At 29.2% G+C, this 21892-nt stretch carries 16 protein-coding genes and 1 pseudogene; 16 read left to right on the plus strand and 1 reads right to left on the minus strand.

Annotated features, from left to right (window positions below; all coding sequences use genetic code 11):
* The 5 genes from B5F09_RS01130 (at position 1) to B5F09_RS01150 (ending at position 5518) form a co-directional block, all read left to right on the plus strand.
* The gene (locus tag B5F09_RS01130; RefSeq protein WP_087370708.1) at positions 1 to 903 is read left to right on the plus strand and encodes an ABC transporter ATP-binding protein; all 903 of its coding nucleotides are present in this window, start codon (positions 1 to 3) and stop codon (positions 901 to 903) included.
* A complete protein-coding gene (locus tag B5F09_RS01135; protein ID WP_087370710.1) occupies positions 878 to 2767 on the plus strand; it encodes a hypothetical protein in 1890 nt (629 codons plus the stop codon). The genes B5F09_RS01130 and B5F09_RS01135 overlap by 26 nt, the downstream gene beginning before the upstream one ends.
* Complete coding sequence (locus B5F09_RS01140) at positions 2760 to 4322, plus strand: hypothetical protein (protein ID WP_087370713.1); 1563 nt, start codon at positions 2760 to 2762, stop codon at positions 4320 to 4322. Before B5F09_RS01135 ends, B5F09_RS01140 begins: the two co-directional genes overlap by 8 nt.
* Before the next feature lie 47 nt (positions 4323 to 4369).
* Positions 4370 to 4675, plus strand: a complete 306-nt coding sequence (gene trxA, locus B5F09_RS01145; RefSeq protein ID WP_087301911.1) for a thioredoxin — start codon at positions 4370 to 4372, stop codon at positions 4673 to 4675.
* 225 nt (positions 4676 to 4900) lie between these two features.
* Positions 4901 to 5518: a hypothetical protein gene (locus B5F09_RS01150; RefSeq protein WP_087301909.1), complete on the plus strand. Its 618-nt coding sequence runs from the start codon at positions 4901 to 4903 to the stop codon at positions 5516 to 5518.
* Positions 5519 to 5556: 38 nt separating this feature from the next.
* On the opposite strand, the gene B5F09_RS01155 is transcribed toward B5F09_RS01150, so the two are convergent.
* The gene (locus B5F09_RS01155; protein WP_087370715.1) at positions 5557 to 5892 is read right to left on the minus strand and encodes a hypothetical protein; all 336 of its coding nucleotides are present in this window, start codon (positions 5890 to 5892) and stop codon (positions 5557 to 5559) included.
* Positions 5893 to 5994: 102 nt separating this feature from the next.
* Here B5F09_RS01155 and B5F09_RS01160 point away from each other — a divergent pair, with 102 nt between their 5' ends.
* The 11 genes and pseudogenes from B5F09_RS01160 (at position 5995) to rpoD (ending at position 21891) form a co-directional block, all read left to right on the plus strand.
* The gene (locus B5F09_RS01160) at positions 5995 to 7176 is read left to right on the plus strand and encodes a PLP-dependent aminotransferase family protein (protein ID WP_087370719.1); all 1182 of its coding nucleotides are present in this window, start codon (positions 5995 to 5997) and stop codon (positions 7174 to 7176) included.
* Entirely contained in the window at positions 7169 to 7768 is a 600-nt protein-coding gene (locus B5F09_RS01165; protein ID WP_087370722.1) for an HAD family phosphatase, read from the plus strand. The genes B5F09_RS01160 and B5F09_RS01165 overlap by 8 nt, the downstream gene beginning before the upstream one ends.
* Positions 7769 to 7938: 170 nt before the next feature.
* Positions 7939 to 8146: pseudogene (locus B5F09_RS01170) on the plus strand (transposase); the annotation flags it as partial.
* Between the two features lie 404 nt (positions 8147 to 8550).
* Entirely contained in the window at positions 8551 to 9108 is a 558-nt protein-coding gene (locus B5F09_RS01175; RefSeq protein WP_158095794.1) for an RDD family protein, read from the plus strand.
* A gap of 39 nt (positions 9109 to 9147) precedes the next feature.
* A complete protein-coding gene (locus B5F09_RS01180) occupies positions 9148 to 10479 on the plus strand; it encodes a PTS sugar transporter subunit IIC (RefSeq protein ID WP_087370729.1) in 1332 nt (443 codons plus the stop codon).
* A gap of 785 nt (positions 10480 to 11264) precedes the next feature.
* Positions 11265 to 14282 carry a glycoside hydrolase family 2 TIM barrel-domain containing protein gene (locus tag B5F09_RS01185; RefSeq protein WP_087370732.1) on the plus strand — a complete coding sequence of 1006 codons (3018 nt, stop codon included), beginning with the start codon at positions 11265 to 11267 and terminating at the stop codon, positions 14280 to 14282.
* A gap of 849 nt (positions 14283 to 15131) precedes the next feature.
* On the plus strand, positions 15132 to 16235 hold the full coding sequence (locus tag B5F09_RS01190) for a 5-methyltetrahydropteroyltriglutamate--homocysteine S-methyltransferase (RefSeq protein ID WP_087370735.1): 1104 nt from the start codon (positions 15132 to 15134) through the stop codon (positions 16233 to 16235).
* 189 nt (positions 16236 to 16424) lie between these two features.
* On the plus strand, positions 16425 to 17339 hold the full coding sequence (locus B5F09_RS01195) for an alpha/beta fold hydrolase (protein ID WP_087370738.1): 915 nt from the start codon (positions 16425 to 16427) through the stop codon (positions 17337 to 17339).
* Between the two features lie 144 nt (positions 17340 to 17483).
* Positions 17484 to 18857 carry a glycine--tRNA ligase gene (locus tag B5F09_RS01200; RefSeq protein WP_087301895.1) on the plus strand — a complete coding sequence of 458 codons (1374 nt, stop codon included), beginning with the start codon at positions 17484 to 17486 and terminating at the stop codon, positions 18855 to 18857.
* Between the two features lie 15 nt (positions 18858 to 18872).
* Positions 18873 to 20630: a DNA primase gene (dnaG, locus tag B5F09_RS01205; protein ID WP_087301893.1), complete on the plus strand. Its 1758-nt coding sequence runs from the start codon at positions 18873 to 18875 to the stop codon at positions 20628 to 20630.
* Positions 20631 to 20634: 4 nt separating this feature from the next.
* Complete coding sequence (gene rpoD / locus B5F09_RS01210; protein ID WP_087301891.1) at positions 20635 to 21891, plus strand: RNA polymerase sigma factor RpoD; 1257 nt, start codon at positions 20635 to 20637, stop codon at positions 21889 to 21891.
* The last annotated feature ends 1 nt before the right edge of the window (position 21892 follow it).

Here is a 21892-nt window from a genome sequence, read left to right on the forward strand (position 1 = left end):
ATGTTAGTTGTAAAAGAGTTATCGAAAAAAATTGGTCATAAACAAATTTTAAATAATATTAATTTAAATATACCTAAAGGTTCTATTTATGGCATTATTGGTGAAAATGGTGCTGGTAAGACTACTTTGATTCGTCACTTAGTAGGTGTTTATCAAGGTGATACTGGTTTTGTAGAATTAGATGGGATGCGTGTATATGAAAATCCAGAAGCTAAAGCTAGGATGGTATATATTCCTGATGAGTTTTTTGATGTCTTTGGAAGAAATATTAATGATATAAAAACTTTGTATCAAGGAATTTATCCTAATTTTGATGAAATTCGATATTTAACATTAATGAAGATGTTTAAGTATACAGGACGGGAAAATTTCAGTAAGTTTTCAAAAGGAATGAAAAAGCAAGTAATGTTTATTTTAGCACTATCTATTACTCCTGATTATTTGATTATGGATGAACCATTTGATGGTTTAGATCCTCACATTCGTAAAGTTATTTGGGATATATTGATAAAAGATGTTAGTGAACGTGAGATGACAATTTTTATTTCTTCACATCATTTAGATGAGTTAGATAGTATGTGTGATCATATTGCTTTAATAAGTAAAGGGAAAATAGTTTTTGGAGAATCATTGGAAAAATTAAAAGAAGGGTATCATAAATTACAGGTTGTTTTAGAAAATGGTGATGAAATGTATGCTTTGGAACAAGAATTAAATGTTTTGTCACATCAAATGATGGGAAGAGTTCATACATTGATCATAGTTGGAAATATTGAAAAAATTAATAAGACGGTCGCTAAATATCATCCAATTATTAGTGAAGTTTTACCTTTATCATTAGAATATATCTTCTTGTATACTTTAGGAGGAAAGTATGATGAACTTAAGGAAGTCATGGGTTAATGTTTCATTACTAAAACTAATCATCAAAAACAATCTTTTCCCAGCTAAAATATCATTAATTATTTTTACCGCTGTTTATTTATTATCGCTGTTAGTGATCAACAGTGATTTTAATGTGATTTGTTTAATAGTTTTTGCTTTTAGTGCTGTAATCTTGACATTTATCTACCCTTGCTATTTACAAAGCTATCTGGTCGATAAAAATAAATCAGCATTGATTGTTTCATTACCATTAGATACTAAAACAGTCTGGCTAACAAATTATTTAGCAGGTTATTTAATAGCTTTAGTTACCTTATTATTAGAAGGAATAATGTTAGTTATAATGATGTTTGTTTTAAAACTTGATTATATTCCTAATAATCTTTATTTACGTTTTTTACTAACAATAATTATTTTATTATTTATTTACTATACCATTACCTTTTTAGTTTGTTGTATGTCTGGAAAAAGATTAGGGCAGGTTGCTTTTAGTATTATGTTTTATTGTATGCCGTTAATTTTAATTGCTGGTTTTACTTATATTAGCCCTAGATTAGTACCGATGACTATCGAAAGTGTTGATTCCTGGTATTATTTTATGATGATACCTTTAGCTGCAGGAATTGGTTTTATTCAAAATGGCAGCCATTACCTTTTAATACATTTTTTAACAGCTGTTTTGTTATTAATACTTAGTTATTATGTTTATAAACATCGTGAAAATGAATATGTTGGTGAACCGCTAGTATTCTTTAAAATTAGTATCTTTTTAAAAATGGGATTGATTATTGTTGGAACGATATTGTTTTTTTGTTTGATTCTAATAGCGACTAAATTTGATCTTAACTATGGAATATCTGGAATATTGATGATGTTTTTAATCTATATGATTATTGGTATTCTAGTATCTTTAATAGTAGAGGTTATTTTTAAAGGAAATCATATTTATCGTAATTTAGCGATCTATATCCCGGTTATTGCAATGGTATTTGGATTAAATTACTTGATTGTTAATGAAAGATATCTTAATTTTTATAAAAATGAAGAAAATCTTTTAGGCAGTATTAATAATATTTATCTTAGCGATTATAATTACTCATTGGAATTAGATACTGAAATGGTTAGAGACGTTCAAGATTATTTAAGTAAACATCGTAATAAGGTATATGTTGATGAGTATTTTGAAAAACAAAAAGAACGAATGTATTTGCATATTTATAATGATAATGTAAGTTATGATCTATTTACTGATAGTGATTTAATCGTTGATTTTTTTGAAAATGAAGGAAACAAGTATTTTGATGAGCTTTTTGAATATGATGATCTTGTGGATGAAAAATATGTATCAACGTATATAAATTTTGATGAATATCATGGGATAAATTTTTATTTTAATCAAGATGATATCAATAAATTAATGGCTTCTATCAATAATCAAAAAATTGTACCAAAAGATTTAATAGAAAAAGACTTTATTGAATTTTATGGTAGTCATGATAAGTGGATTATTCCATTAGATGATCAGCTTTTTGATATTATTAAAGATGAGGCATTTTTAAAACGTAGTATTTTTGTCGGTGAAGCTAATACATATTTATACGATTTGACATCAGAAATTGCTAGTACTAGTTATGCTCCGCAGTTCCAAGCAGTTTTAGAAAATGTTGTTGGTGAAAAAATTAGTTTATATTATTTAAATACAGAAACTGAATATGATTTTGGTTTAGAGGAATTTTCTGATACTCAGGTAATTTATAGTAGTTTATACAACGTTGTTACTCGAAGTGATGAAGAACACTCTATAGTTGTAAAATATACAGCAGAAAAAAATGGAGATACCTTTGTCGTAACTTCAATCGAGGCAGGTGAATTGGGTGAATAACTTATATAAAAATGATTTGAAGCAATTAAAAAATGTCTTTATTATTTATAGTGGTTTTATTTTACTCGATTTGGTTTTATACTTTACTTCTTATCAAGACGATTTTCCAGTTACGATGTTAAAAGCAATAGTATTTATTGCTTCAATCATAGTTCCAGCTTTTAATTTACGTTATTTATTTGATTCAGGAAATTATTCACAGTATTTATCATTACCAATTACTAAAAAACAATCATTTATAATCAAATATCTTAGTGGATTAACCGTTCTTTTATTGCCACTTGTATTTTATAGTCTAATTGCTCTTATATTTGATTTACATAATTTTGGTAATGTTTTGATTATTTTACTTATGATTATTGGGATATATTATTCACTTGGTAATTTAACAGCTTATTTAACCACTTCAATAATCATGAATATTTGTCTCCAGGTCATTGTTTTTGTAGCACCAATTATTATCTTTATTTGTATCTTTGCGGTTTATCAAACATTTATCAGGGGCATTATTATTACAGCGTTACCAGATACGGTCTTGGATTTGTTGATTCCTATTTATTCATTGATGAAAGCTGGCATTGAAAGTGTGGCTATAAATGAAATATTGATCTGTATTTTCTATAGTCTTGCTTTTACTATTTGTGGTTTTCTTGCTTGTTTAAAAAGAAATTCGTTAACTAATTATCATGGTTTTACTAATAATGTAATTGCTCAAATTATTAAAATGGTAATAATTGTTGTTATTTCCTGGATGTTCACGGGATTAACAGATGTTCCCTCTATGTCGATAAGTGTGTTATTTGCAATTAGTATAATTGCTACTTTCATGACTGTCTTTTTAATACAATATATTTATACAAAGAAAATAAAATATAAAGCAAATATATTACAGGCTAGTATTATTTCTATTATAACTTTGGGATTATTTCTTGGGGGTAAAAGTTTTATTGAAGATTATATTCCAGGTAATATTGAATCGGTTACGATCAATCATGATATACAGTTTGCTTTAAGTAAGAATCTTTTAAATAAAAATGCTTATTTAAAAGATAAAAATATGATTGATACTGTCGTTGAAATTCATCAGGAAATTTTAGATACCAAATGCAGTTATGGTGATTATGAGATTGGAATTGTTTATCAGTTAAAAAATGGAAGACAAATAGTGCGTAATTATTGGCTTAATTATAATGATTACCAAGCAATCGTTGAAAAGTTTAATCAGGAAATGATTCGTGTCTGGTATTATGATTATTATCAATTAGTAGATATGCTTGATGTTATTTATCAAATTGATTTTGCTGATGAATCTGAAAATATTGATGAACAAATTATTAATAGTGAAGATATTGAGTTATTCAAAAATATTTTAATTCAACAGCTACAGGCTTTTGAAAATGACCATAGTTTATTAAATGAAGTAGAAAAGAGTAGTCCTAGTAGTATATATTTTGGATATGATCCTGAAGATAAGGCAATTGACTTGATTTCATACAGTTATAACGATCCATTAGATCGAACAATTCAGGAATATAATAAAATTAAAGCAAATTAGTTGTAATTATTTTATAAATAGGGATAATGTAAGTGAGGTGATAATAAATGAAAATATTAGAAAGTAATGAATTTGATAATGCAATTGCTAGTGGAGTTGTTCTAGTTGATTTTTATGCTGACTGGTGTGGACCATGTAAAATGTTAGCCCCTGTAATTGAAGGGTTAGCCGATAAAATGACAAATGTTTCTTTTTATAAGCTAAATGTTGATAATTCTAGTGATATTGCTAGAAGATATGGAGTGCAAGCTATTCCTAACTTAATTATTTTTAAAGATGGAAAAGCTGTTGATCAAATTACAGGTTTTGTTCCTGAAGGTGAAATTGTTAATCATCTAGAAAAAGTTTTATAATTTGAAAAATTTAAATATTTCAAGTAGATAAGGGGACATTACATGATGTTCCTTTTCTATTTTTTATAAAAAAGAAAAAGCATGTATACAGTTAATATTGTGCAATCGTAGTTTGTTTTAAAATATTAATTTTTTGAGTAAATATATTCTTTTTAATTATGACTAATTATTAAACAATAAGAAAAACGTCAATTATTATGTTATAATTTAATCGAGGTGAATGTCATGGCTAGAAAAACACTTAGATTAACAAAACGGGGCTTTTTTGCAATTGTAATAGCTGTTTTGGTTGTAGCTTTATTATTACTTGTTATTTTTAATCAAGATAGCAGTGAGAATACTATAAAAAAAGAAGAAACGAATGTTGAAATTAGTAATGTTGTAGCTGAAAATCAGGTTTTAAAAGTTGAACTGTTAGAACTGGTAAATGAAAGAAATTACCTAGAGAGTTATCAGGAAGTAATTATGAGAATTGAAAAGGGTGAAAAAGTTCTTGGTTATAAAATAGCAAGAAATCAAAGTTTCAATAAAGTAATGCAGTTATTGCCACCTGGTGAAGATGCTCCTTTACTTAATCATAGTAGTCAAAAGCCTAGTCATGAAGCATATATTTTAGTTTTAACAGGTGATATAGTTGAATATCAAAATCAAGATGGTAAAAAAACATATCAGATTGTAAATGGCCAATTGAGTTATTATCAACAATCTCTATTACTAGAAAGTGAATATAATAGTGTATATATTGCTTCTATTGACGGTAAAAAAGAAAAGATGGTAAATTTAGATGACTATCAAAAAGCTTTAGCTTCAACAGAAAGTTATATGACAATGTTACAGTGGTAAAAAAAGATTCGAATTATTCGAATCTTTTTTAAATAATATTATTTGCCATTTAAACCATCGACAAAAGTTAAATCGATGCCAAACATAATACCAGTATTTGGATTATTAATACCACCTAAAGTTTCATCGATAACTTTACGGGCTTTTTCGACATCTTTTTTATCTAAAATGAAAAAAAGAGTTTTGCTGCTTTCACGAGGATCTTCTAAAAAGATCCGTAAAGATTCAATAATAAAGCTATCATTACTTTTTAATGTGTTTAACATCCCTTTACTATCAATAATTGTTCCCCCGCTAATACCATTATCTTGTAGTACGCATAGTAAGTCATCAAGCTTTTCGACTTTATGAAGAACTAAAAAAAGTGCTTGCAAACAGATCCCCTCCTTTTTAAATATTATAAACTAATTTCTTGTTCTTTGCATTAACAAATATTTAGTTTATAATAAACAATATATTAAAGGGGGCCAAATTATATGAAGTTTGAATTTTCAAATCGAATCAGTGGGGTTAAAGCTTCGGCAGTAAGAGAAATACTAAAACTAATGAATGATCCAGAAATTATTAGTTTTGGTGGTGGTAATCCAGCTAGCGAAACTTTTCCGGTAAGTAAATTAAAAGAGATTAGTGATGATATTTTTGATAAACAGCCTAATTCAATTTTAGAGTACGGTATTACTGAAGGAAATCAAAGTTTTAAAGATGCTGCAATCAAGTTTTTGTCACGAAATGAAAAAATTGTTAATGACTATGATGAAGTTATGGTTACTTCTGGTTCACAACAAATTATGGATTTTGTGACAAAATGTTTGTGTAACGAAGGTGACTTAGTAGTTTGTGAAAATCCTAGTTTTTTAGGTGCTTTAAATTCTTTTAAAAGCAATGGTGCTAAATTAGTAGGAATTGAAATGGAAGATGATGGAATTAATCTTGAAAAATTAGAAGCAGTTTTAAGCGGTGAAAAGAAACCAAAATTAATTTATTTAATTCCTAATTTTCAAAACCCAACAGGAATTACTACTTCATTAGCTAAAAGAAAAGCTATTTATGCTTTAGCCAAAAAATATCAAGTAGCAATATTAGAAGATAATCCTTATGGTGATTTACGATTTAAAAATGAAGCGATTCCTTCAATTAAATCTTTAGATGATGAAGGATTAGTTATTTATGCAGCAAGTTTTTCTAAAATTATTTCACCAGGAATGCGTGTAGCTATCATGGTTGGACATAAAGATTTACTAGCTAAGTGTACTATCGCTAAACAGACTAATGATGTTCATACAAATGCCTGGGCGCAAAGTGTAATGGCACGCTTTTTACAAGAAACTGATATGGATGCCCATTTAAAACAATTACAAGCAGTGTATGATCGAAAATGTCATTTGATGCTCGATGAAATTGAAAAGCATTTTAGTAAGGATTGTAAATGGACTAAACCAGATGGTGGGATGTTTATTTGGGTTACTTTACCTGAAAGAATTGATATGCTTGAATTTGTTCAAAAAGCAATTGAACGTAAAGTAGCTGTTGTACCAGGTAATGCTTTTTATGATGATGATAGTAAACCATGTCAATCTTTTAGAATGAATTTTTCAATGCCAAGTGATGAAGATATTGTTAAAGGAGTGGCAATATTAGGAGAATTGATGCATGATTAAAAATGTTGTTTTTGATATGGGGAATGTAATATTGCGCTGGGATCCTCAATATATTGCTGAAAAACTAAGTAATAATGAAAAGGAAAAAGAAATTATTATTAATGAATTATTTGCTTCTAAACAATGGGCTTTACTTGATGAAGGTAAAATTAGTCTTGAAGAAACGGTTGCTAGTTTTAGCTCAAAGCATCGTGAATTATTAAAATATGCTTTATATCATTGGCATGATTACTTTGAACCATTTACAGAAATAATACCATTGATAAAAAGATTGAAGACTAACAATTATCGAATTTACTTGTTGTCTAACTGCAGTAAGCAGTTTGATGAATATAGTTATAAAGTTGAGGCTTTTAAATATTTTGATGGATTTTATATTTCAGCAAAACATCAATTAATGAAGCCAGATGTTAAAATTTATCAGGATTTTTTAAATGATTTTTATTTGCAGGCTGAAGAATCAATTTTTATTGATGATGTCATGGCTAATGTTGATGGTGCTAAACAAGCAGGAATGGCTGGATATTGTTACAATGGTAATGTTTGTAAACTAGAAAAGTATTTAATTGATGAAATAAAGTTAGATTTTTAATTATAATTGAGAAATCGTTTTCGATTTCTCTTTTTATATTACAATAAAAACCACAGATAGTCTGTAGGTCATAGAAAAGCTTTAGCGTAGTGATAATGTAAAAATCCACCTATATAATAGAGTTGCGGCCTGGAAAACTGCAAAACTAAAAAACAGTAGGAGAGAGTCAGATGAATGAAAAAAATCAAACAAATGACTTACATAGTCTATCACATACAAAGTGGAATTATAAATATCATGTAGTATTTACACCAAAATATTGTAGAATGGTATTTTATGGGAACATAAGTATGCAAAGATCATGTGCATATGTTGGTAGAAATACCGCTGAAAATAAGTGTATCAGGATTTATTGGATTTTCAAAAGAAAAGAGCAGCTAGATGATATATATGTTTAAAAATGTTTTGAGCGATGGTGAGAAAATCGACAATGATATAATAATGACAATAATAAATAGGAATCAAAGAAGGTATCTCAATGAGAAAATAATAGTTAGATTTATCATTTCGTATTTGATGGGGTATTTATTACAAATATAATCTAGTGAACTGTGTTTGATATCTAGATTTTTAAAAAGTCAGGTAGTAATTGCCTATTGAATTAAGTATGAAATTTTGGTCATTTTTTAAATAGTATAGATAAAATCATCTATTTATTTAGTGTAAACGGATTCATAATTGTACAAATAATAAATATATATTAAAGTGATAAAAAATTATTGACATGAATATTTTGCTGTATTAAGATAATGACATGCCAAGGATAAAAAGGGGTGAGTTTTTTGAATAAGTTAGTGAAATTAATTGGCAGACGTTTTATTGCCTATGTAATAGATTGGTATATCGGGGGAATATTTATAAATATACCAATCGTATTGATTTATGGGTGCGTTTTTAACCAAACACAGATGCAGACAAATTTACTGGAAATAAGTAAAGAAAGTTTATTAGTAGCTTATTTGGCTGGAATTGCAGGAGTTGTTTTTGGTATATTCTATTTTTTTATTATACCATTTTTCATTTGGCCAGGACAAACATTAGGAAAACGAATTTTAAAAATAAAAATTATTAATAATAATGGTCAAGATATTTCTTTTTTCAGCCTATTTTTAAGGCAAATTATAGGACTTACTGTATTAGAAGGTGTAATCATTTCTTTAACAGGAACAATAAGACAATTATTTGATTTACTTTTTCATACAAGTATTTTTACTTCAAGTAATCTGATGATATTTGCATATGTACTTTCATTTATTTCTTGTCTATTTGTGTTGATAAAAGGACGTGCTTTACATGATTTCATTGCATCGACAAGAATCGAGTATTTAAAATCATCATGATTATTTATCTTTGGTAAATTAATAAAAGGGGGAAATTATATGAATTTTATGGAGAAGTTTGAAGACAAGCTGTTACCTATTGCTGCGATGATCGGACAAAATAAATATCTTGTATCACTGCGTGATGGAATGACACTTGCGATGCCGTTATTAATTGTTGGTTCGTTTTTTACATTGATTACCAATTTTCCAATCACTGCCTGGACCGATTGGTTAGCAGCAACAACGATTAATGGTCAATCATTATCGTCTTTACTTTCTATTCCATCAACAGTTACTGTTTCTATTATGGCTATATTCATTATTTATGGAATCGGGATGAACTTTGCCAAACAGGAAGGAATCAGTCCATCTTCTGGTGGAATTACTGCTATTTTAACCTGGTTTATTTTAATGCCATTTACAACTTTGTTTACACCAGATGATAGTATTGTTTCTTTGTTACCAAAAGATAGTGTTCCTTTTTCTGTTTCTAGTATTCCGCTTGATTGGGTAGGAGCTAAAGGAATTTTTATTGGTATTATCTGTGCCTTTACATCTATTTTACTATATAAATATATTTTTAATAAAGGATGGGTAATCAAAATGCCAGATGGTGTTCCACCAACTGTCAGTCAGTCATTTTCCGATTTAATTCCTATTTCCATGGTTGTTATTATTTTTTTAATGGTCCGCGTCTTATTTGTATTGACACCTTGGAATGATCCTTTTACTTTTGTTTATACAATATTACAAACACCGCTTCAAAATGTTGGAGATTCTTTAGGAGCTATGATAATCGTCTATTTGGTTGCTCATGTATTATGGCTGTTCGGTATTCATGGAACAAATGTTACTGGATCTGTGTTTAATCCAATTTTGATTGTATTGTCTTCAGAAAACCAGGCTGCGGTAGCTGCTGGTCAAGCTCCTATACATATCATTAATCAGCAATTTCAGGATTTATTTGCCACATACGGTGGTGGCGGTTCAACTTTGTCATTACTGCTTGCAATGTTCTTTTTCTGTAAATCAAAAAGAATTAAGCAATTAGGGAAGTTAGCCATCTTACCTGGCTTTTTTGGTATTAATGAACCGGTAATTTTTGGATTGCCGATTGTTTTGAATCCAACATTAGCTATTCCGTTTATTTTGATACCATTAATTAATATAGTAATTAGTTATATAACGATGTTTATTGGGCTGGTTCCTATTACAAATGGTGTTATTTTACCTTGGACAACCCCACCTATCATCTCTGGTTTTTTAGCCAGTGGTTGGCAGGGTTCAATCTTACAAGTTGTATTGATTATTTTGGGTGTGTTTATTTATTTGCCATTTATTAAAGCAATTGATAAAGAGTATCTTTTAGAACAAGAAGAAAATGTATAATAGATATTCTTTAAAGCTTTTACGAAATAAATAGATTTTGATTGTTTCATTGGACAATTATAAAAATTAATATATACCTCTTGATTGCAAAATTATCTTTGGTAAATAGTTTATCTTGTCAAATTTGCTGTCGAGAGGTATTTTTGTCTATAGTTATACATGATGTAGAATCATTGTTAAGACTGATAATTTTTGAAATAGTAAGTTTTCATAGAATGTTGGGTACCTATAAATTGTAAAAATTAACAGGGATTTGCATACGATGTTGAAAGTGGTTCACTAACTATAGTTATCGACCAATTTGACTGCTTTTTAGATGGGATATTTATTCAGAAATCAAAAACAAAAATATTGAAAAAGATAAAGGTCATGTTGACTATTCAGATAAATCTATATCTTGCTTTAGAACACAAAACTCTCTGTGTTTCATAGTTGCTTTGAAGATGGAGAAAGTGTAAAATCAGTATTAGAGGAAACCGGTTACTTATAAACGAATATCTATCTTTGAAAAAGAAAATATGTTGATGAAAGTGAAACTGGGTGGATAGGTCAAAGAAATTGTATGTTAAGATGGCAATTCAATATTGAAAGGTCAGATCATGATTTAAAACCAATTGTATTTGTATCAAAAATTAAGGGACTGGCAAATAACATATTCGAAGAAACAATTAAAGATTAAGTTTAAATAATAGAGTTACTAATGATTTAGGATTTTTTCATTTTGAAATAAATCTGTAAAGATAGCCAGTAATCTTTATAAAATATATTATATAAGGAGGGTAAAAATGAAAGAAAAAAATATAATGCCTACGTTAGATTGGTTAGAAAATCCGGAAATATTTGCAGTAAATAGATTAGATGCAACAAGCAATCATAAATATTATCAAAATCTTGATGATGCTTTGAATAGTAAATCGATGGAATTAAAACAATCATTAAATGGAATATGGAAATTTAAATATGCAAAAAATTCTCAAGAAAGAGATGTAGATTTTTATAAAGAGGAAAGAGATTGTCGTGATTTTGATGAAATTACTGTTCCTGGTCATATTCAAATGCAGGGTTATGATCAAATGCAGTATATAAATACCTTATATCCATGGGATGGACACGAAGAACTTAGACCGCCATTTATTTCTAAAGAATATAATCCAGTAGGAAGCTATGTTCGTTATTTTGAACTGAATAGTGCACTTCAAAACAAAAAAGTTAATTTGGTTTTTGATGGTGTTGAAACAGCTTTTTATGTTTGGTTAAATGGAAAATTTGTTGGATATAGTGAAGATTCATTTACACCATCTGCTTTTGATGTTTCTGATGTATTAAAAGAAGGAAAAAATAAACTAGCCGTTGAAGTTTACAAACGTTCAAGCGCAAGTTGGTTAGAAGATCAAGATTTTTGGCGTTTTTCTGGTATTTTTAGAGATGTAAATTTGTATGCTTATGACGATTTACATATAAGAGATTTATTTATATATACTGATTTAAAAAATAATTATCAAAATGCTCAAGTTAGAGTAGAATATGATGTTGTTGGAGCGGAATATGGAAGTTTAAGCCTGGATATTTTAGATAGAGATAATCACACTGTTTATCAAATGAAGCAGGATAACTTTCAGAATCTTAATTTCGAATTAAATAATGTTCATTTATGGTCTGCTGAAGATCCATATTTATATACATTTGTATTTAGTTTATTTGATTCAAATAGTCGTTTAATTGAAGTAGTACCTCAAAAATTTGGTTTTAGAGAATTTCAAATGGACAATGGTATTATGAAAATAAATGGCAAAAGAATTGTTTTTAGAGGTATTAATCGCCATGAGTTTTCTGCGGATAGAGGAAGGGCTATTACTAAAGAGGACATGTTGTTTGATATCCAGTTTATGAAAAAGAATAACATTAATGCAGTACGTACATCACACTATCCAAATCAATCATTGTGGTATGATTTATGTGATGAGTATGGTATCTATTTAATTGATGAAACTAATTTAGAAACGCATGGATCATGGCAAAAACTAGGAAAATGTGATCCATCTTGGAATATTCCTGGAAATCTGCCGGAATGGAAAGATGTTGTTATTGATCGTGCTCAATCTATGTTTGAAAGAGATAAGAATCATCCGTCTATTCTTATTTGGTCATGTGGAAATGAATCATACGCTGGGACAAACATTGTAGCCATGGCGCAATTTTTTAGAGAACATGACCCGCGTCGACTAGTTCATTATGAAGGTTGTTTTTGGAATAGAGATTATAATGATGCTACTGATATGGAATCACGTATGTATGCAAAAGTTGCTGATATTGAAGAATATTTGGGAACAAATCCTGAAAAACCATATATTAGCTGTGAATATATGCATGCCATGGGAAATTCACTTGGTGGAATGAAGCATTATGTTGACTTAGAAGATCAGTATGACCAATATCAAGGTGGGTTTATTTGGGATTATATAGATCAGGCTGTTTATTATGTTAATGAGCAAGGAAATAAAGTTTTAGGGTATGGTGGTGATTTTAAAGATCGCTTTACTGATTATAATTTTTGTGGTGATGGTATCATTTTTGCTGATAGAACTCTTTCACCAAAGGTTCAGGAAGTTAAATATTTATATCAGGATATTGTCATTTCACCTACACAAAAGGGTGTGGTGATAAAAAATAAAATGTTATTTACCAATACAAATCAATATGATTTTGTTTACGTGTTAAAACAAGGTGATCATATTTTACAAAAAGGAACAGTAAAAACTGATATTGCACCTGGGCAGACAAAAGAAATTGAAATTCCTTGGTTAAGCGTCGAAAATCAAGAAGCTGTTAAAATTGTCAGTGCAATCTTAAAGAAAGATACTTTATGGGAAAAGGCCGGATATGAAGTTGCTTATGGGCAGTCGGTAGTTGGTTCATATCATAACCAAATTCATCATGAAGATGAGTTGAAAATTGTTGTTGGAGATGGCAATATTGGAGTGCGATGTGGAAAACTTAAGGCGCTATTTGCTAATAGTGAGGGCTTGATTTCATTAAAAAATGATGGGATTGAATATATCGCAAGAGCACCTAGACCAGTTTTCTGGCGTGCAACAACTGATAATGAGAAGGGTTATAAACATGATGTTCATTCTATTGCTTGGTATGGGGCTTCAATTGCTTTTGATTGTACGAAGTTTGAATATCAAATTGGTGAAGATGGAAAAAGTGTTTGTATTTTGTATCGTTATGAATTGCCAGTATTACCAAAGACAAAAGTCGATGTTATTTATACAGTAAGCGCTCATCAGTTTATTAAAGTAAATATGAAATATTATGGCCAAGAAGGACTACCTGAAATCCCATTAATTGGAATGCGTTTTAAATTGTATAAGACAACAGATTACTTTAAATATTACGGTTTAGGACCACAAGAAAATTATATTGACAGAAAGAATGGAACAAAACTAGATATATATAAACAGAACATTTTAGAAAATGTGACTCCATATCTTAAACCACAAGAATGCGGGAATAGATGTGGTGTTCGATATTTAGACTTGATTGATGATAATCAAAAAGGGATAAGGTTTGAAATGTTAAAGCAACCATTTGAAGCTACAGTATTACCTTATAGTTTTGAGGAACTTCAGCAGTCACTGCATCAAGAGGAGTTGAGTCCTTCTTATTATACATATGTTACCATTGCTTCTAAACAAATGGGAGTTGGTGGTGATGATAGTTGGGGAGCACCAATTTTACCACAATATTGTATAAGTGGAGCGGACTCTGACGAATATGAATTTATGATTTCTTTAATTTAATCATAATTTATATTATGAAGGATATGTATAAATTGGTATTTTATTATAGGAATTTTAAATTTAATGATGATTTTTAAAATATTATTGGTTATTTTATATAAAAGATTAGTTATGATTAATTTTTAGAAAATTAATCAAGGACAAGAAATATTTAAAAAGATTATCATGATAATATTGCTTTCTTTTTAAAATTATTTAGGATAAATAATCAATTCTTTTTAAAGATGGAAAAATTTTTTCAATAATTAATATATAAAGAACAGATGTTAGAAAATAACAGATGTTCTTTTTTTAATCGTTATATGAGGCAACTCTCCTCAAAATAAATGGTAAGCAAAATTAGTGAAAATGCATTGGAACAATCGTGAAATTTAAAAATTGTTCCTCATTCAAAGAATGTCTTGTGATTGATGGATTGAATGTTTGATTGTCATGCATCAATTTATGTAGTCGTTGCTACATGAATTATTTATAAAAATGATTAAATGGACAGATCATTGATAGGGCTAAATAATGATAATTACTTTGTTAACACAGAACTTGAAAATTTAAATGATTTAAAAATAGATTAACTATTTTTAATTAGATGTGTATTAACGCTTTTTTAGTTTATTTTTTGAGTAGTTTATTAGTTAGAAAAAAGGCTTATCCTTTTTTGTATATTTCCATGATATAAACAACGTTTAATATATCCTTGCATTACTGTTTTATTGAGTTTTAATGGTAATATATCGAAATTGATTTTAGAAAATGGCTATAGTTTAAAACTATAGCAAAGCTCATATTTTTAATATTTTACAATTTTCTAAAAAAACGATACCATTTTTTTAGAAAAAAGGTGGTAGAAAAATGTTAAAGATCAAATATGATATTGTTGGGTCTTTTTTAAGACCACAAGAGATAAAAGAAGCACGTAAAAAATACTTTGATGGTAAAATTAGTATTGAAGAGTTAAGAGAAGTTGAAGATCAAGAAATTGAAAAATTAGTAGCAAAAGAAGTAGAACATGGATTAAAAATCGTTACTGATGGTGAATTTAGACGTCGCTGGTGGCATTTAGACTGGTTAAAAGAATTTGATGGTTTTACGACTAAACATTTAGAAAAAGAGCGTAATGGTCAAGTAAATAAGATTGAATTAGGAATGGTTTGTGGAAAAATAAGTTATGATCGTAGTGCTAACCATCCAGAAATACAGGCGTGGGATTTTTTATATAATTTAGTTAAAAAATATCCTGGGGTTGAAGCTAAAAAATGTATCTCAGGTCCTAATATGATTTTAGTAGATCATTTTTTACAACTTGGGTTAAAAGAAATTCCTTATTATGGAACAGATTTAAATGCTTTGATCGATGATATTGCTCTTGCTTATCAAGAAGCGATCAAGGATTTCTATGATCATGGTTGTCGTTATTTACAAATTGATGATACATCATGGACTTATATGATCGATGCAGATTTTTGTAAAAAAGTTAGTGATTTAGGTTATCAAAAAGAAGAAGTTTTACAATGGTTTAAAACTGTTTCTACTAAAGCGTTAGAAAATAAACCTAAGGATATGATTATCGCTAATCATTTTTGTAAAGGTAATTTTAAGGGTTATCCATTGTTTGCCGGATTATATGATTCGATAGCACCAATTATTTGTCAAATCCCTTATGATGGCTTTTTTGTTGAATATGATGATGAACGTTCTGGCTCTTTTGAACCATGGTCAATATTAAAAGGTAGTGATAAAACATTTGTAGCTGGTTTAATATCTACTAAAAATCCTGTTTTAGAAAGCCATGATGAAATTAAAAAACGTTATTTACAAGCAAAAGAAGTAGTTGGTGATAATATTGCTTTATCGCCACAATGCGGTTTTGCTTCAGTAGAAGAGGGAAACTGTATTGATGAAGAAGTTCAATGGCAAAAAATAGATTTACTAGTTTCTTGTAAAGATTTTTTATAAAAAGCTTTTGGAAATCCAAGAGCTTTTTTGGTTTATAAATACTAAATTTGAAGGTTTATTAAAAAAATATGGTTAAATCATCATTTTTTAGCAGTTATTTTGTTAAGTTTTGTGGATTTTGTTTATTTTTTTACAAATTATGTATATAATATAACAATATAGTAAAATAAATGAGGGGGAAATATTGGCATGAAATCTACAGAACGATATTCTTCATCGACGGCAACACATGTAAAATTTGATGTTTATTTGCCAACTGTAATGATTCGCTATAAAGCTGTGGTCCAGATTCATCATGCCATGTCTGAGCATTCGGGACGATATGAGCGCTTTGCTGAATATTTGGCACATGAAGGTTTTGTGGTAGTTGTAAGTGATTTTCCAGGGCATGGAACTTCATTGTTTAATTATGAACAAGGTTATTTTGGAATTGGCGATGCTACCAAGACATTAGTAGAAGATATGCATCGGTTACGAAATATTATGGCAGCTAGATATCCGGATTTACCATATTTTATGATTGGTAATCAATTGGGATCGCTGGTTTTAAGACAATATCTAGCTAATTATGGGGATTTTGTTCAAGGGGCTATATTGTTAGGAACTTGTGGTAAACAGCATTTTATTAAATTAAAAAAATTGATTATTAAAGGTGATATATTATTTAAAGGACCAATGCATCGCTCAAAAACAGTTCGTAAAAATGTTATCAATAAGCTGTTTTCACATGATAAAGATAGTTATTATCAAACTGGGGATAACCGGGAAATGGCTCAGTATGTAGAAGATCCATTTACAGATTTTACATATACAAATAATGCTTATAATGAAGTGTTAGAATTGATACGTGAAGTATCACTTAATCAAAATATAAAAAAAATACCTAACTATGTTTCTATTTTAATTCTTTCTGGAGCTAAAGATCCTTTCGGTGATTTTGGGATTGGACCTAAATGGTTATATGATAATTTAAAGGCTCAAGGACAAAAAGATATAACTTTAAAACTTTATAATGATAGTCATAATGATTTGTTACATGATAAACAACGTCTAGAAATATACCAGGATATTTTAGACTGGTTGAATAATCGGACCTTCATTTAGAACCCTTATAGTTGGTTGACAAATAACCACTATAAGGGTATTTTATATGTGCACGAAAAAAAGATATTAAACAGCTTATTGCCTTTATTTGACTTGACTGTGTTCAAGTCATTCATTGTTTATATCAAGAAAAAGGAGTAATTTATGGCAGCTAAAGATATGGAAAAATTAGTAAATCACGCAAAAACAATGGGATTTGTTTACCAAGGTTCACAAATCTATGATGGTCTTGCAAATACTTGGGATTATGGTCCTGTTGGTGTGGAAATGAAAAACAATATTAAACAATTATGGTGGAAACGTTTTATTCAACAATCACCTTATAATGTTGGATTAGATTCTGCAATTTTTATGAACCCTAAAGTATGGGAAGCAAGTGGACATGTAAGCAGCTTTTCAGATCCTTTAATCGACTGTAAAGAATGTAAAACAAGACACCGTGCTGATAAATTAATTGAAGCTTATGATCCAAACGTTCATAGTGAAGGATGGACAAGTGAACAAACAGTTCAATATATTAAAGATCACAACATCGTTTGTCCTAATTGTGGTAAAAGTAATTTTACTGACGTTCGTCAATTTAAATTAATGTTTGAAACAAGAATGGGTGTTGTTGAAGATGATAAATCAGTAGTTTACTTAAGACCAGAAACTGCTCAAGGGATTTTTGTAAACTTCAAAAATATTCAAAGAACAACACGTAAAAAAGTTCCTTTTGGAATTGGACAAATTGGAAAAGCATTTAGAAATGAAATTACACCAGGTAACTTTATTTTTAGAACTCGTGAATTTGAACAAATGGAATTGGAATTTTTCTGTAAACCAGATACTGACTTAGAATGGTTTGAATATTGGAAAGAATATTGTCAAAAATTCTTATTTGATTTAGGATTAAAAGAAGAAAATTTACGTTTTAGAGATCATGAAAAGGAAGAATTATCTTTCTATTCAAAAGCAACTTGCGATGTTGAATATAATTTCCCATTTGGTTGGGGTGAATTATGGGGAATCGCTGATCGTACTGATTACGATTTAACACAACATCAAAATTATTCAAATAAATCAATGGAATATTTAGATCCAACAACAAATGAAAAATATGTTCCATATGTAATTGAACCTTCTGTTGGTGCTGATCGTTTATTCTTATCAGTACTTTGTGATAGTTATGAAGAAGAAGAGTTAGAAGGTGGCGATACAAGAACAGTAATGCATTTACATCCTTGTGTAGCACCATTTAAAGCAGCAATTTTACCACTGACTAAAAAACAAAGTGATAAAGCAACAGAAGTATATAATTTATTATCAAAATATTTTAATTGTGAATTTGATGTCGCTGGACAAATTGGAAAACGTTATCGTCGTCAAGACGCTATTGGTACACCTTATTGTATTACTGTTGACTTTGATTCAGTAAATGATAATACTGTAACAGTTCGTGATCGTGATACAATGGAACAAATTCGTTTACCAATTGATGAATTAGTTGATTATTTAAATAAAAAATTAATCTTTTAATAAGGAGCTGATTAGATGCCAAGACTATCACCGGAAAAGATCACGGAAATTAGACAAAGTGTTGATATAGTTGATGTGATTGGTACATATTTGCCACTGCAAAAAAAGGGGCGTAATTATCTTGCTTTATGTCCTTTTCATGATGATTCTAATCCTTCAATGTCAATTTCACCAGAACGTCAGATTTATAAGTGTTTTGTTTGTGATCATGCTGGTAATGTCTTTACTTTTTTAAAAGATTATCTAAAAATCCCCTACATTGAAGCTGTCAAGATGGTAGCTCAAATGGGTAATGTTGATATTAGTCAATATAACCTAGAAAATCGGGTTAAACATGTTGATGAAAAATTAGAACCATTATTTTTAATGCATGAAGAGGCCAATAAGATTTATCGTCACTATTTGACGACAAAACTTGCTTTAACAGCTAAAGAGTATTTAGATAAACGACAAATGGATGATGAAATAATTGAAACATTTGAAATTGGCTATGCACCTTCTAACCAGATTTTATTAAAAGCTTTTGAAAAAATGAATTTTGATAAAGTAAAAATGTATGAATCTGGTTTGATCATCGAAGCTGGTAATGGCTATGATCGCTTTGTTGATCGAATCATGTTCCCGCTTCACGATGCCCTTGGAAGAGTCGTTGGTTTTAGTGGGCGAATTTATCAGCCTAGTCAAAATGAATCTAAATATATGAATTCCCCAGAATCAGCCATATTTATTAAAGGGAATACTTTATATAATTATCACCGAGTAGGTGAAGCAACACGTCAGGCTGGATATGTAATTATTACTGAAGGGTTCATGGATGTTATTGCCTTTTATAAAGCTGGAATAAAAAATGTTTTAGCTATTATGGGGACTGCTTTAACTAATGGTCATATTCAGTTATTAAAACGATTGACACGAACTATCTATCTTTGTTTAGATGGCGATCGGGCTGGACGTAATGCAACAATAAAGAGTATGGAAATATTGTTACAAGCTGGTTTTAAAGTTAAGGTTATTGCTTTGCCAGATGGTTTGGATCCTGATGAGTTTTTAAATCAGCAAGGACAAGCAGCACTTCAAGTATTAGTAAATAATCCGTTATCAGCTTTAGATTTTAAAATGGATTATTATTATGAAATGACTAATATGAATAATTATGAAAATCGTAAACAGTATTTAGAGATGATTGCTCGAGATATTAGCAATCTTGATGATATTGTTGATCAAGATTATTATGTCCAGAAACTAGAGAAAAAATCCGGATTTTCTAAAAATATTATTGAACAATTAATTTATAAAAATACGATGCAGATAGTTAATCAGGTTAAACAGGTTAATTATCCAGTTAAAAAGCAATCGACAAAATTGCTTGATAAATATACTCAAGCTCAACAAGATTTATTATATTATATGATGCTTGATAAAAATGTCGCATTAAAGTATGAAGCGAAGATTGGATTTATGATTGAAGATAATTATCGAATTATCGCTTCATACATTGTTGATTATTATCGCCAAAATCCAGTTTTAGAAATTGCAGATTTTATTGATAGTATTGAAGATGAGAATTTAGTCCAAAATATTATTGAAATTTCGCAATTAGAATTACCAGAATTGAAGGATTATCAAGCAATTGATGATTATATAAAAGTAATTAAAGAAAAAACTGTAATTATGCGTAAAAAGGAATTAACAGATGCTTTGGCTAATACGTTTGATCCTAAACAAAAAGCCCAGATTTTAAAAGAAATCATAGCATTGAAAGATAAGGAGTAATTGTATGAAGAAAAAAAGTGTAACTGCACTATCGTTTGATGATTTGAAAAATATTGTTTTAAATGATGCCAAAAAAGGAAATGGTATTTTGACACAAGATCAAATAGATAATTATTTATCTACTTATGATCTAAGTGATGAAATGGCTGAAGATTTACTAGAATTCATCGGTCAAAATGATATTGTTATTTCTGACGATGGATTAGATGATTTAGATGTTGAAGATGATGTTTTATTAGCTGGTGTTCCTGATGATTTAGGATTAGATGATGATTTAGGTCTTGATGATGACTTAGGATTGGATGATGATACACCTGATTTAGATTTTGCTGGTGATTTTGATATGATGACTGGTGATACAATTCATATGTATCAAGTTGCTGAATCTGATGCTGAAATGGATCAAAATCAATTAGGAAGCAATGTTAAAATCAACGATCCAGTTAAAATGTATTTAAAAGAAATTGGACGTGTTGAACTGTTAACGCATGATGAAGAAATCTCTTTAGCAAAAAGAATTTTAGAAGGTGACGAGGAAGCTAAAAAACAATTAGCAGCTGCCAATTTACGTTTAGTTGTTTCTATTGCTAAAAGATATGTGGGACGTGGAATGTTATTTTTGGATTTGATTCAAGAAGGAAATATGGGGCTTATTAAAGCTGTTGAAAAATTTGATTATACTAAAGGATTCAAATTTTCAACTTATGCAACATGGTGGATTCGTCAGGCAATTACTAGAGCAATTGCTGATCAAGCTAGAACAATTCGTATTCCTGTTCATATGGTAGAAACAATTAATAAATTAACTAGAATTCAAAGACAATTAATTCAAGAGTTAGGTCGTGAACCAACAGCAGAAGAAATTGCTGAAAGAGTTGATGGTATGTCACCAGAAAAAGTTCGTGAAATTCAAAAGATTTCTTTAGAACCAGTATCATTAGAAACACCTATTGGTGAAGAAGATGATTCACATTTAGGCGATTTCATTGAAGATGAAGGGGCAATGTCTCCTGATGATTATGCAGCTAACGAACTTTTAAAAGATGAATTAAATGAAGTTTTATTAGAGTTAACTGATCGTGAAGAAAAAGTTTTACGATTAAGATTTGGTCTTGATGATGGTCGTACTAGAACATTAGAAGAAGTTGGAAAAGAATTCAGTGTTACTAGAGAAAGAATTCGTCAAATTGAAGCTAAAGCTTTAAGAAAATTAAAACATCCATCACGTTCAAAACGATTAAAGGATTTCTTAGATCGCTAAA

The organism is Erysipelatoclostridium sp. An173 (assembly GCF_002160495.1).
In the GTDB taxonomy this organism is placed as follows: domain Bacteria; phylum Bacillota_I; class Bacilli_A; order Erysipelotrichales; family Coprobacillaceae; genus Thomasclavelia; species Thomasclavelia merdavium.